At 52.3% G+C, this 14048-nt stretch carries 7 protein-coding genes and 1 pseudogene; 3 read left to right on the forward strand and 5 right to left on the reverse strand.

Annotated elements, in window-relative coordinates; all coding sequences use genetic code 11:
- Nucleotides 1-18: 18 nt before the first annotated feature.
- Together ACTU3N_RS03805 and pdeH are read right to left on the reverse strand one after the other, a co-directional pair.
- Complete coding sequence (locus tag ACTU3N_RS03805; protein ID WP_443084809.1) at nt 19-2055, reverse strand: AsmA family protein; 2037 nt, start codon at nt 2053-2055, stop codon at nt 19-21.
- A gap of 68 nt (nt 2056-2123) precedes the next feature.
- Nucleotides 2124-2891 carry a cyclic-guanylate-specific phosphodiesterase gene (gene pdeH / locus ACTU3N_RS03810; RefSeq protein ID WP_443084810.1) on the reverse strand — a complete coding sequence of 256 codons (768 nt, stop codon included), beginning with the start codon at nt 2889-2891 and terminating at the stop codon, nt 2124-2126.
- Nucleotides 2892-3120: 229 nt separating this feature from the next.
- On the opposite strand from pdeH, the gene ACTU3N_RS03815 reads away from it, so the two are divergent.
- The 3 genes and pseudogenes from ACTU3N_RS03815 to ACTU3N_RS03825 all read left to right on the forward strand — a co-directional run bounded on the left by ACTU3N_RS03815 (nt 3121) and on the right by ACTU3N_RS03825 (nt 8692).
- Nucleotides 3121-4050: a sugar kinase gene (locus ACTU3N_RS03815; protein WP_443084811.1), complete on the forward strand. Its 930-nt coding sequence runs from the start codon at nt 3121-3123 to the stop codon at nt 4048-4050.
- 157 nt (nt 4051-4207) lie between these two features.
- Nucleotides 4208-4351: pseudogene (locus tag ACTU3N_RS03820) on the forward strand (leucine-rich repeat domain-containing protein); the annotation flags it as partial.
- A gap of 165 nt (nt 4352-4516) precedes the next feature.
- A complete protein-coding gene (locus ACTU3N_RS03825; RefSeq protein WP_443084832.1) occupies nt 4517-8692 on the forward strand; it encodes a hypothetical protein in 4176 nt (1391 codons plus the stop codon).
- Between the two features lie 45 nt (nt 8693-8737).
- On the opposite strand, the gene ACTU3N_RS03830 is transcribed toward ACTU3N_RS03825, so the two are convergent.
- From ACTU3N_RS03830 to hmsP, 3 genes are all read right to left on the reverse strand, one after another.
- Complete coding sequence (locus tag ACTU3N_RS03830; protein WP_443084812.1) at nt 8738-10234, reverse strand: M16 family metallopeptidase; 1497 nt, start codon at nt 10232-10234, stop codon at nt 8738-8740.
- 217 nt (nt 10235-10451) lie between these two features.
- Complete coding sequence (locus ACTU3N_RS03835) at nt 10452-11738, reverse strand: dicarboxylate/amino acid:cation symporter (protein WP_443084813.1); 1287 nt, start codon at nt 11736-11738, stop codon at nt 10452-10454.
- Between the two features lie 155 nt (nt 11739-11893).
- Nucleotides 11894-13900: a biofilm formation regulator HmsP gene (hmsP, locus tag ACTU3N_RS03840; RefSeq protein ID WP_443084814.1), complete on the reverse strand. Its 2007-nt coding sequence runs from the start codon at nt 13898-13900 to the stop codon at nt 11894-11896.
- Between the last annotated feature and the right edge of the window lie 148 nt (nt 13901-14048).

The following is a 14048-nucleotide window of genomic DNA, read 5'->3' on the forward strand; positions in this document are numbered from 1 at the left end:
CGAAGAGGGGCGTTTTCTTTAGCGCTTCATCTGGCTCAAAATCGTCTGACACTGATTTTGCTCACCTTCCGATGGCGATACCAGCGCCAGCAATGCCGCCGCCGGCGTGACCAGCGTCGCCAGCGCAGCCGCTACCGCGCCACGGGCAATCAACGGCCCGGCTTTTACCCCGGCCTGCGGGTTTTTAAAACTGCCGCGCACATACAAAGGCGAACGCAGCGTCACAATACGCACACCTTTACTTTCCGGGTCGATAGTGAGGTTCAACTGTTCGGACGCAAAGCTTGCGGTGCCGGTCACGTTGATGATGGCGTTTTCCGTATCGAAGGCAAAAATCTGCGGGCGCGCCACGCCATTGACCAAATCCAGGTTGGCGGCCGCACAGTTCACCCGCACTTCATCATCGCCAAAAATCTGCCCAATGATAAAGTTACCGACGTTAAGTCCGAGGATCTCCATCAGGTTACGGCTGACGACACCATCGTTTAACAGCAGTTTCAGGTTGCCATTGCTGGTACCCAATAGCGCCGCCACGGAGTTACCCACGCCGCGAAATTGCGCGTCACCGTTCATCTCGCCGAGGGTTTTCTGCATCAGTTCAACATTCGGCATCAACTCTTTGAGTTTAAGTTTACGCGCCTGAATATCCGCCCGCCCCTGCATCGGTTTTTTGTCTCCTTCGAGATGGATAGTCGAAGAAATCGTGCCGCCAGCAAGACCAAACTTGAGCGGCTGCAGGCGCAGGTCGGCATTTTTCAGGATGATATGCGTAGAAAGATCGCTAATCGGCAACGATGAGCCATGCTCGATGCGGCGGCCTTTAAAACGCACGTCAGCATCCATCACGTCCCATTTATCCGTTTCGAAGCGATCGTAAGGCAGGACTTTATCCGCAGGCTGAGTGGTGTTGGCGGTTTTTTTCTGCTCGGTGCCTTTACCGGAATCCACGCCAATCAGCGGGCCTAAATCCGCCAGACGAAGCTGGCGCGACTCGACATCGCCTTCCAGTTTCGGACGTGGCTTACCGGTGGTGTAGCGCAGCGAGCCGCGAATATCGCTGTCGCCGATGCGCCCTGTAAAGTCGCGATAGTCGTATACGGAGCTGTTTTCTGCATCAATTTTCGCCACCAGATGACCATCGGTCGAAAACGGCGGTGTATCCGGCAACAGCACGCCGGTCAGTTCATAGAGATCGCCAAGCGAATCCCCGCCGAACTTCAGTTGCAAATCGACACCGCCCATTTTCAGCGGATCGTTAATGGTGCCGACAAACGCCACGCGGGTTTTACCGGAGCGGAAATCAGCCTGCACCGGGAACGGCGTGCCGTCGCCGCGCAGGGCCAGCATACCGCCTATTTTCCCGCTACCGCTCAGGGGCTGGTTGTTGTAGCGCCCTTTGGCTTCAAGACCAAAAACATAGTCCCCGGCTTTCACCTTCGGGTCGCTTTTACCGGTGACTTCGCTAAAAGGCAGTGGCTTACCAAGCGGATCGACAACTATTTCAATGTCCGCACGGCTTACGCTGTCGTCGATGGCTATCCGCCCTTTATCGAACAGAATATTATCAAGGCGAAATGACCAGCCTGAAGGCTGCGCGTTGGCCTCTTTGTTCTCGTCGCTGGCGAGATCAAACGTCCAGTTATTTACCTTCTCAGAACGGCGAATCAAGCGTGCGTCGGGCTGCTGGAGCTTGATCCACGGCAGGTAGACCGTTTTGCTGAGCAGTGAAAGCGGTGCGATCGTCGCTTCGACGCGCGGCAGATGCACCATGGTGATTTCCGGGATGTCGGGCGGGTTGCCGAGGATAATATCGTTGGCATGAATGTGCGGCCACGGCACCCAGCTGCGCCAGCCGGTTTCCTCTTTCTGGCGCTCCCATACCACGCCCAAATCTCCCCGAATAGCAAACGGACGGTTCAGTTCCGTAGACACTTTCTCATTGATCGTGGGCTTGAGGCGATTCCAGTCAAACGTAGCGATAATGATGATAGCGACAGCAATCAATACCAATAGCGTCGTGGCGACGGCAATGATCGCTTTACTCGTTTTTGTCATTGTTGTGTCTTCCCTTTTTGTTAGCCTGCTTTGATAAAGATAGTTGAGGCTCGCGGAAAGGGAGACGATTAGAGCGCAAGAACCACGTGTTCAAGCCTTGAGAGAGGAACGGGCCGGGAGAGAAAGTAACCTTGTGCCGCAAAGGCCGGTGATTGCTGAACGTCGCGCCACTCTTCCAGCGTTTCGACACCCTCAACAATCACGCCCTGGCAATAACGGTTCATCAACTGCAACAGCAAGGTGAACAGGTTTTGCCCCTCCGGGGTTTTGCGCAGCATGATAAACAGGTCACGCGCGACTTTAATATAGTCATAACGCACTTCACTTAACGCCGAAAAGTTTGCCATGCCGGTGCCAAAATCATCCAGCCACAGCGGGCCGATTTCGCTTATTGAGGCAAACGTGGAGTCCTGCGGCAGGCGGATGTGTTCAACCAGTTCGAAGCGCACCCACGGTTGCGAATCCACCAGCGCCATCAATTCTGTGTTCTGGCGCATAGCCAGTAGCGTGGGGCCATCCACATTCACGGACGCCAGCACATCGTGCTGGAGAAAGAAGTCCCGTTGCGCCGCCAGCAGGCTGACCTGCTCGTGCACCACATCCACACGCTGATGAACAGGCACTTTAGAGAAATAACGATCGGGGGCAATGCGTTGTTCAGGGTTTGCAGGGTGAGTCACAATGGTCAGCACTTCTATCGCCATCAGCCAGCCATCGGTTTTATAAATCGGCTGGTAAGTATAAGCACGTTCACATTGCAGCCAGTAACGACGCTCCTGCAAGCTTTCAATGCTCGCCGGAATGTTTAGCTGCTGGATGACCTGCTTTAACTTCATTTCTGCTGTCCTGTTGATGGGATGGCCGGGGACGCCTCGTCACAAAGTTATCGGCCCGTGGTGTGATAACTTTATGTTCAACCGGAAAGCAAAAAATAAAAACAGCGCAGCGGAATCTGCAAGGAATACGCTTTAGCTCAAAAAAATACTGGAACGATGTTTTAATATGGTTGACCACGTAGCACCGGCAACGCAAACTACCGTTAATTAATTAAATGGGTTGATGTCTATGTCCAGGAAAATTGCCGTCATTGGCGAATGCATGATCGAATTGTCGCAAAAAGGCGCTGAAGTTAACCGTGGCTTTGGCGGCGATACTCTTAACACATCCGTTTATATTGCCCGCCAGGCCGATCCGGCTGCGCTGTCCGTACATTATGTTACCGCGCTGGGTACCGACAGTTTCAGCCAGCAGATGATTGATGCATGGCATGCAGAAAATGTGGATACCAGCCTGACGCAACGGATGGAAAACCGCTTGCCGGGGCTTTATTACATCGAAACCGATGACAGCGGCGAGCGCACGTTCTACTACTGGCGCAACGAAGCCGCCGCGAAATTCTGGCTGGAGAGCGAGCAGGCCGATAGCATCTGTGAAGAGCTGGCGACCTTCGATTACCTGTATCTCAGCGGTATCAGCCTGGCGATTTTAAGCCCGGACAGCCGCCATAAGCTACTGTCGCTATTGCAGGAGTGCCGGGCCAACGGCGGCAAAGTCATTTTTGACAACAATTACCGCCCGCGCCTGTGGAACAGCAAAGAAGAGACGCGCCTGGTGTATCAGCAAATGCTGGCGTGCACGGATATCGCCTTCCTGACGCTGGATGACGAAGATCTGCTGTGGGGCAAACAGCCGCCGGAAGTGGTTATCGAACGCACTCAGCGTGCCGGTGTAAAAGAAGTGGTTATCAAGCGTGGCGCAGATTCCTGCCTGGTAGCCATCGCCGGAGAAGCGGTGATTGACGTACCGGCCGTGAAGTTGCCGAAGGAAAAAGTGGTGGATACCACCGCAGCAGGCGACTCTTTTAGCGCCGGTTATCTGGCCGTGCGTCTGACTGGTGGAGAGGCTGCCGATGCGGCAAAACAGGGTCACTTGACCGCCAGCACGGTGATTCAGTACCGTGGTGCCATTATTCCTCGCGAAGCGATGCCAAACTAATCATTAGCCGGTTTACTTTATATCAGAGTAAATCGGCCTTTATTTTATTTATTTACGCTTACACAACTATATACTACTTCTGATCAACATATTTCCTGATCACATATTAATACCCGTCAAACAACCGTTGCAGATATTATTATGGATATATATGGATATGATAGAGACCAGAAAGGAATACCCTGATTTAACCGACGTGATATCGCACAGCACTCTCCCTCCGGACACACAAAATAATTATGAATCACAATGGCAGCAATGGAAAAATAACGCACCACATGGCAGTGGAGAATTCCGGGATATCGCTGTAGCAAGATTACAGGCCTGCATGAATAATAAAACACCGACACTTGATTTATCAGACCTGGGCTTACGTTGTTTACCTGAAATATTACCCTCTCATATTATTTCACTCCTGCTAACCCACAACCCTCTTATTAAACTTCCTGAAAACTGGCCTGACTCTTTGCAACATATTTGGCTCGACAGCGGTACTGTATTCCAGCCGCATCTGGCGGCAGCGCTTTCTGCTCCGGATTATCGCGGGCCAAAGGTTTATTTCAGCAACGAAAGCGAAGCCGCCGGGAATAGCTATCCTGCGTTTACGGAAACTGAAGCCGAGTGGTTGCTGGTGCAACATAACGGGCGGCAGGTTCAGCAGGCTGTGGAGCGCGCCATCGCACAAAACCAGCAGTCACAGACCTTCTGCCCGGCCCGTCCGTTGCTGCGAGCCACCGGTTTTCTGGCAGGTCTGGCGCTGGCCGGGGGTTTAGGGACCTGGTTTTACAACCGCTGGAGGTCGCCCGCTGCGGGTGATGGCGCACAGAACGATATTGCGCTCAGGCATTATGATGGCATGCCCGCTGCGCAGGCGCTTATCGACAATGCGTGGGTATCGACCACCGCGGAGCCCGTCACGTTATCTGAAGAACAAGCGATTGAGCATGAAGTCATTGATTTTCTAAATAATGAGAATGGCAGTTTCGACGGCGGAAAACCGCGCAAAGAAGCGCTAATCGCGACGCTCGCCGTGTGGCTTTTTCCCACCGGGCAGCCCTACGAAGCAGAAGATAAAGTGATTAAGCTTGCCGGGAGAATCCTTTACGGCGCCGGGCGTTATGGCGGCAAACCTGGCGAGGCGCTGTCTGCCTCGCTGGCAAAAGCCGTTATCCGTAACTGGGTATTTAACACAATTCTCGGCGCGCGTCTGCGGGATTATATTGCCGGTAAAATCGTGGCCGATAAATACCCGACCTATTTTACGCTCAGCAGCCTTACTCATTTGCTGTCATTACCTAAGCTTCATACCGCAGGTTTGTTGTTTGCCAACAATGTGCCGCCCGCAATGTGGGGAAACCTGAATGCTATGTGGCACACTTTTTTGCGGGAAGAGATTCCTGCCATTGATGATGCTGAATATAAAGAGGCGGGAACATGGTCGCTGGCCGACTATAATTTTCTCGCGTTTAGTACCGGTGCAGATTATCTCGCGGACCTGGGAAATATTAAGCAGTTTAACCTGTCGGAAATCGCCACCGTTGGTGCTTCAATTTGGGGAAAAATGGCAAGCGAAGGCGCCAGCGCGGATATGCTGCCTTATCTGGTGACGCCATCGTTATGGTTTGTTGCTCAGACAAAGCCAGATACTGTGCAAAAAATGCTTACTGAGAAAAAGCCCTGGGCGCAAAGTGTGGTTTTAGACGCGCTGGCGGGCTGGAAAAAGGCACAGCAGCGAGCCGACAAAATTGAAAAGCACGTTAACGCTTATCAGGAAGCGTTAAATTTATGGCGCAGCAAAGGCCAACTGGCGGATACTATTATCGCCCGGTGCCCGATAAGCGCTATTTTAGTTTACCGTGATGACAGGCATAACCCGCAAAATGAGCGCGAAGAAGCGTGGAAAAAAACCGTGCGCGAGGGCGCAAAAGAACGCTATTTATGTTGCAATACGCCGCCCTGCAAACGTGATGACGTGCCAGGCTCGCTGAGTGATGAATATAAAAAAATCACCAGAAACGTTGCGGATGCTTATCAGAAACTGGATGAAATATTATTAGACCACACATTAACCTCGGCGCAGAAAGATGAGGCGGAGTTTATATATTCTGACGATGCCGTCCTGCACCCTGCTTATTTACATATGCGTACTAAAAAAACACCCTTTGCAGGTATGGGGGGCGTGGCTTATAGCGGTGATTTTTCCATAGAAACAGACCATGCCGATCTTTTTGCGGTAAAAAATAAAAATGAGGAGCGTATTTACGCACTTAAACGAGGAGAGAGTGTTAATAGCGGATACACGCTGCATAGAATAAACAGGGATATTGATTTATATATCAAAAACGGCATCCTCAGCCATAAGCATTTATGGAAAAACTATCAACAAACAGACGGTAAAATAGTCGCCGGTGGGTATGAATTTAGTTTTGCTGTTTCGGTTAATCCACACAGTAAATTGAGTCTTAAAAAAACAGGGAGCAACATTTTTATTGGCAGCTTTTTCAGCCAGCAGCACGGTAATAGCTTCTACGACACGCTTTATCAGGCAGGCCATGATTATTCCGGCACTGAGAAAATATGGCATGCGGTAAAACACATCATTCCTTTTTATGATTGCATAGACGGTGTTTCAAGCGGCGATAGTTTACAGATAGCCCAGGCGCTTCCCTCCTGCATGCTGGACGCGCTTGCGTTTGTGCCGGTAATAGGCCAGGCCGCCGCGCTGGGCGGGAAATATGGCATGAGCCTGGCGCAGGGTATTCGTCGCGGCGTATTTAAAGCAAGCCAGGGCGCATCCTCTGCGGCCATCGCCGCCAGCATGTCGAAAGGTATTGCGCTGCCCACCAGCGCACAGATTCAAAACCTGTTGAAAAATAGCCTGCGCGCAATGGACCCTGGCTTTGAACTGCTGTGTAAAGGCAGCGTGATGGCAGGAAAGCTTATTGCCGGCGTCAGCGATGCCGCCCTCGCAGCCAAACTGAACGCCGCTGCTACCACCAAAGAAGCGGCACAAAAAACGACCTATCTAACAGCAAAACTCCCTGATAATGGCCCGGAGGTGAGCGTTAAAAAACTGGAAAACGACTTCTACGTTATCGTTAACCCGCAAACAGACGAAGCGTTCGGAAATTATTATCATCTTAATGATGGCGAGCTTAGCCAGGTAGATATTCGCTATCACTTACCGGAAGACCCACAGCCTTCAGGCTCCCGGCCCAAACGCCCTAAACTGGACCCGGAATCTGCTCACGGGCAAGCCCCCGCATCGGCAAATTATAATCAGTTGCCGCCTCCAGCCAACAATGTTGAGTACTGGCGTTCAGTGCAGAGAATAACAGAAGAGCCGGTCGATCTGACGCTACCGAAAGAGAGCCATACAGAGATACAGAAACTGGAGCGCTTTTTACCGCTGACAGTGCCGCCGGACGGAAGCGTGGAGGGTGCCACTGATGCAGCCACAGCGTTGATGGATTCGATATTATCTCCCCATTTCTGGCGCGCCTGGGCAGGTACAAAGGCAAAACCCGACGACGATATTCCGCCTTATATTGCACAGTTGCGCTTAAAACTTGAGGAAAATATCAGAGCAAGCAGCATGGCCCATGTACTCGTGCGAAATAAGCTATGGAGCCTTCAGCACCATGAGCAGTTAATAAATACGGATGTTGGACAATATCTTTCCGGCATACTGGATACGCACGAACCCGCGGTGATAAATGAAGCCTTTAAAAGACTTATGTTAATTGTAGAGCGTGGAGATGTATTTTTAAATGCTTCAAAAGATGTTGATTATAGTAATTTCATTATTATTTCAACCGACCATATCCCCGATTCTGTTGACGCTGAAAAATATATATCGCCATTAGATAAAGAGTCGCTGATAAATTCTCCCGTCGCGTTTGTTATGATTCCTGACCCGGAAAAACGCATCTTTATTAATGCAGAGCGTTATCAAAATGCGTTTCTCGATAGTGAACTTGTCTGCGGGGGAGATAAATTCAAGGTTCAGCTGGTTTCAGTTGATGAAGGCACAGCAAAAAAAGAGGCCGCCGGTGAAGATGCAGCGAAAAAAGAGAGTGACGATGAAGGTGAACTTTATGAAGATATAATTGAAGAGATCAGTGATGATGAGCCCCCCGAGCTAAATTACGCGAGCCGACTTTCCGACGATCTTAATCATGAAATAACGCATATCACTTCGAATACCGGTGATATGTTCTCCTATTATTTTCCCCCAAAAGGGCAATTACACAACGGGCAAGATCTACTTGACGTTTTTATTGAAAATCTCGATCCGCGAACTGAAGACAGCGAAATCCCAATGCTTTTTGAAAAGAAAAACTTCATCGACTTTGTGGAACAACTTCGCCATGCGCAAGGTATTGATGGAGAATTATCTCACCCGGCAGTCATTCACTCGATTTCAACCGATCCTATGTTATTTGCAAATATCTTGATGAATGATGCCGAAATCCTGTCAACCATCATCCGCGATCTCGCGGAAGGGCGCGCTTTTGATGCCCAGGTACGCTTCAGGCGCGCTATTGCATCCGCAAAGAAACCGCACGCGAACAGTGACGCTATTTACCAACACAGTGTCATGACGCTGGTTGCGCGCCAGGCTATCAGCAGCACATTGTAACCATTGGCGCTGAGGCACTACGCCTCAGCGCTTAAAGGATAGGATTTACTGCTGCGGCGGGATATCCGACACATCCGGGCGCACATCGTCACTCCCCGCAGGAGCGCCAGCGGCTGGCGTTACAGGCGACATAATGCTGTCCCAGGTTGCCTGAAGTTCCTGCATATTAAATTCAGGCTCGCCTTTGGGCTGCAATAAGATAAGCGCCATATCCTGCGACAGCTGCTGATGCAAATCGCGGTTCAGCATTTCTGGCGTCAGGCTATCGAGGAAACTTTTGCGCAGGTTCTGATATTGTTCCGGCGCGATATCCACCACCTGATTTGCCAGCGAGCGCATCCGCTGGCCGATAAGAATATCGGTGCCGGTGCGTGCATAGGTGGCAAACAGCTTCTGCAGTTCCAGATGTTTTTGTGCGATAAGCGCCTTAAACTCCTCTTCCGGCAGGCCGTTATCCCGCACTTTCGCCAGCTCGCGGGCAATCATGCCGGTGTTGGCAATAAGCCTGTCGTTTGGCGAATCCAGGTTGATGGCGCACTGGGCGCGCTGAAAGAGCACCCGGCAGTCAAAACCGAGGCCAGGGTCTTTAGCATTATTCTTCGTCAGATTCTGCTGGATATGCCAGAACAACGCTTCACGCGCTAAATCCGCGCGCCAGTAACGCTCCAGCGCCGCCGACTCGCGGATGGGCTGCCAGGCGGAATCCCACATAATCTGCAAACGATCCTGAGAAACCGCGTCCGTTGGCAGGCTCACCGGCTGGCGCGGCAAAGGAGACAGCGTCGGTACCGGTGCAGGCGTTTCGCGCTTCCCTTTTAGCTCGCCAAAGGTTTTATTAATCTGCTCTGCAACTGCGCGGCTATCAACGTTGCCCACCACGATAAGCGTCATCGCGTCCGGGGTGTACCATTTCTCATAGAAATCTTTGACCTGCTCCGCATCCATCGGCTCTTTCGGTGCCTGCGCCGGATCGTGACCCAACAGCGGAGAACCTTTCAGGCGGTAGCGCCACCAGCTATCTTTGGTATCACCCGGCCAGGTCGCCACCATATCGTTACTGCTCAGGGCGTTATCGATGGTTTCTGACGAAATGGTCAGCTTGCCCGCCGCATCGGCAAGATACACCAGCGCTTCTTTAAGCAGGTCGTTGCGGTTATTCGGCAGGCTCAGGTTGAACTGCGTGTATTCATAGGAAACCACTGCGGGCGGCAGAGGACGTTTAGGATCGATGCCCTGCTGCCAGAGGGAGCGTACCTGTGCAGGATCGAGTCGGCCACTATGGGTAAGTGCAATGCGCGGAATAAAGTGACTAAAGCCGCTCTGCTGTGTGCTTTCGCTGAGCGACCCGGTTTTAACAGACAGGCGAACTTCAATGCGATCGCTTGGGCGTTGCGGTGTGGCTAAAACCTGCCACTGAAAACCATTTGCCAGTGAACCCTGTTGCCAGGCAGGGTCTGGCTGGAGCGCATCTGCCTGCACATAACCGACAGCCGCCAGCATCAGCAAACCGCCTGTTACTAATCGTATTTTTGTGCCCTGCATGTGAACCCCTAATCAACATTCCTGGTTAAAAGTCAGCCCGCATAACGGGAGCTGAAATAGACGTCAAACACTTCGCTTTTAGACCGCAGGAAAAGCAAATCGTCACCGCGCAAAGCAAAATATTCCGTGAATTCATCACGAAATGTGACGTGAATGAGGGGACATTATGCGCAGGCAACCGTAGCCCCACAAGGGACTACGGGTTTAACAGGCGAAATTATGAAGACATTTCCTGGGTTTTGCCGCGATCTGCACGGTTATTGAGCGTATCAACCAGCTGTTTCTGATCCAGCTCCTTCACCCACTTGGCAACAACAATCGTGGCGACGCCGTTACCGACCAGGTTGGTCAGCGCACGCGCTTCTGACATAAAACGGTCGATGCCCAGAATCAAGGCCAGGCCCGCGACCGGCAAATGCCCGACGGCTGAGAGCGTGGCGGCCAGTACGATAAAGCCGCTTCCGGTCACGCCTGCGGCCCCCTTCGAGGAGAGCAACAGCACCACCAGCAGCGTTATCTGATGGACGATATCCATATGGCTGTTCGTGGCCTGGGCGATAAACACCGCCGCCATCGTCAGGTAGATAGAGGTACCGTCCAGGTTAAAGGAGTAACCGGTTGGAATGACCAGCCCGACCACCGATTTACGACAGCCGAGGCGCTCCATTTTCTCAAGCATACGCGGCAGCGCAGACTCAGAAGAAGAGGTTCCCAGTACGATCAGCAGCTCTTCACGGATATAGCGGATAAATTTAAAAATATTAAAGCCGGTGGCTCGCGCGATACTGCCCAGCACGACAACCACAAACAGGATACAGGTGGCATAGAAACAGATGATCAGCTGACCAAGCTGTACCAGCGTACCGACACCGTATTTACCAATGGTGAAGGCCATCGCGCCAAACGCACCAATCGGCGCAAGGCGCATAATAAAGTTAATGATGCCGAAAATGACCTGCGAAAAACTTTCGATAACGTTGAAAATCAGCTGGCCTTTATGGCCCAGTCGATGCAGGGCAAAACCAAACAGCACGGCGAACAGCAGCACTTGCAGGATGTTACCGCTGGCAAACGCGCCAATTACGCTTGCGGGGATAACATCAAGAATAAAGGCAATCACCCCTTGTTGCTGTGCCTGCTCGGCATAAACCGCAACGGCTTTCGCATCAAGCGTTGCCGGGTCAACGTTCATCCCGGCGCCAGGTTGCACCACGTTAACAATAATCAAACCAATGATGAGCGCCAGCGTACTGACGATTTCGAAGTACAGCAGTGCAACCGCTCCGGTGCGACCGACCGCCTTCATGCTTTCCATGCCGGCGATACCGGTGACAACCGTACAGAAGATAACGGGAGCGATGATCATTTTGATGAGCTTGACGAAGCCATCACCAAGCGGCTTCATCTGCTCGCCTATTTCAGGGTAGTAATGGCCAAGTAAGATACCGATGGCTATCGCTGTCAGGACCTGAAAATAGAGACTTTTAAACAGGGAGGTTTTCATAAGGTGTCCTTGAAATTAACCTCAGGCTTTATAGGGTTTTCGGTTAGCCTGCGGTTTCAAAATAACACCCGTCAAACACGACAGAAATATATCAACCTCAAATACGCAACAACAATGTTAAAAATTTGAACTGACTCGCACAATGCCGTAACAAGTTACCGGTTTTCAGCATTATCTAATGGGGAAAAGTAGCGTCTTTCGAACTCTTCTGCAGGCGAGGCCTGGGCAAACAGAAAACCCTGCGCGATTTCCACACCGGCCTGAGCAAGCCAGCTACGCTGCGCCTCGTTCTCTACGCCCTCGGCAATAATTTGCAGGTTCAGGCTGTGCGCCATAGAGATAATCGCAGATACCAGCTGGCTATCCTGCGGCAGCCCCTCGACAAAAAGCTTGTCAATTTTCAGCACATCTATCGGCAGCGACTTCATATGGTGCAACTGCCGCAGCCCGGCATAGCCCATACCGAAGTCATCCAGCGCAATACGCACCCCGGCTTCACGCAGCGGGCGCAGGATAGCCATCGCCGCCTGCGGATCGTCAATATGGCGGCTTTCTGTGATTTCAAGGATAAGCGTACCCGGCGCGATACGATAACGGTGCAGCAGCTCAAGCATGCTCGCCACCCCGTTTTGATGCTTCAGTTGCAGGGCCGAAAGATTCACCGACAACGGCAACATGATGCCGCGCGCCTGCCACGCACTGAGCAGGCGGCAGGACTCCTCCAGCACCCAGTCGCCCACGGTAATCATCAAACCGCAGGCCTCAATGCGCTCAATTAACCCCTCCGGCAGACCCCAGCTGCCGTCCAGCTGCTGCATACGCAACAACGCTTCAGCACTCACCACCTCGCCGCTGGTCATCGCCACCTGCGGCTGAAGCCAGACGGCGAAACGGCGCTGTTCGAGCGCGTTAAGGATATCGCTCTCCTCGGTGAGACGTTGCTGGGCCAGCTCCATCTGCTCAGGATCGAAGAAAGCTATCTGATTCTTCCCTTTGCGACGCGCACTCAACGCCGCAGACACCGCCCGATGGTAGAGCTGCCCGGTATTCAGGTCGCCGGAGAACATCGCCACGCCAATGCTGGCAGCGGGGCGCAGTTGTATACCCTGGAGCGGCACGCGCTCATTAATCACGCTCAGTAACTGCTGACCCAGGGTGATGGCGTGCCAGGGTTCAGTGACACCGTTGGCGATAATCGCAAAATCGTAGGCGCTGACCTGCGCCAGCACCATACGCGGCGAAAGCACAGATTTCAGCTTCTCCACCAGCGTCAAAAGCAGCATCTCGCGCTGGGTTTCCTGCAACACGCTGGCGGTATCTTGCAGGGTTTCGCAGGCGACGATAAGCAGCGCCGTCGGCTTTTGCCGGGCAAGGGTTTGCTCCAGCAGCGCCAGCAAAAACGCTTTGTTGGGCAGCCCGGAGACCGGAAATTGCGTCGACTGGAGATTAAGTTCTTCATGCTGGCGCAGCAATATTTGCTGGTTACGGTTATAGCTGCGCACCAGGATACCAATTTCGTCATCATAATGGTGGCGGGGCAGCGCCAGCTGATGCCCGACGTGATCTTGCGCCGGTAAGTCGTTTAGCTCACGGGCAATGCGCCGCAGCGGATGCACCACCAGCCGGTTGATACACCAGGTGAGCGCTACGGTGATCATCAGCGTCAACAGTAAGTAAGCGGTTACTAACGTTGAAAGCGTGCTGATGATAAATTTATATACGCGATACGAGTCAGCCTGTAACACCAGGTAAGCCAGCGGCTGCGGATTAACGGGCCGCTCCAGCGAGTAAATAGGCAGCGAGATCTGGATAGGCAGCTCGAACATGCGGGTGATCATCACCGGAACCGGACGTTCCGGGATAAAGCGCATGCGCAGCGCCTGAAACTGGTTCGGCAGCACCACGTCGGCACGGCTGACCACACCGGCAGGATTGATTTGCTTAAGAATTGTCTCTGCTTCCGGGATGTCGCCTTTCAGAATTGACGCCGACAGCGGTTCACGTACCGAGCGGGCGATACTTTCCAGTTGCGTAGCCGTGTTGTAACGATTCTGCTGCAAGAAGTGAAACAGCAGAATCACGCAAAAAACAAAAACAAACACCATCGACACGGCGGCAACCATGGCCATTTGTTTAATGGTTAAAGAACGGCTAACACGCAAAATCACTCTCCAGAGGTACGATAAGCGCAGTGTGAATAAACGACAACTCTGCCGGCAGAGTATACTCGAAAGCGGTACTGTTGAGACAGGCGAGTATATAGATTGTAGCGGTTCGCCTGGTAAGCGTGAGGCAGCGAAATAAGAATTT

It is taken from the genome of Vagococcus sp. WN89Y (assembly GCF_052220145.1).
GTDB lineage: Bacteria > Pseudomonadota > Gammaproteobacteria > Enterobacterales > Enterobacteriaceae > Kosakonia.

What these genes read in the sequence shown, in the direction of transcription:
- pdeH (WP_443084810.1), bottom strand. Translation starts at nt 2,891, where the DNA reads ATGAAGTTAAAGCAGGTCATCCAGCAGCTAAACATTCCGGCGAGCATT.
- ACTU3N_RS03805 (WP_443084809.1), bottom strand. Translation starts at nt 2,055, where the DNA reads ATGACAAAAACGAGTAAAGCGATCATTGCCGTCGCCACGACGCTATTG.
- ACTU3N_RS03835 (WP_443084813.1), bottom strand. Translation starts at nt 11,738, where the DNA reads ATGAAAACCTCCCTGTTTAAAAGTCTCTATTTTCAGGTCCTGACAGCG.
- ACTU3N_RS03815 (WP_443084811.1), top strand. Translation starts at nt 3,121, where the DNA reads ATGTCCAGGAAAATTGCCGTCATTGGCGAATGCATGATCGAATTGTCG.
- ACTU3N_RS03830 (WP_443084812.1), bottom strand. Translation starts at nt 10,234, where the DNA reads ATGCAGGGCACAAAAATACGATTAGTAACAGGCGGTTTGCTGATGCTG.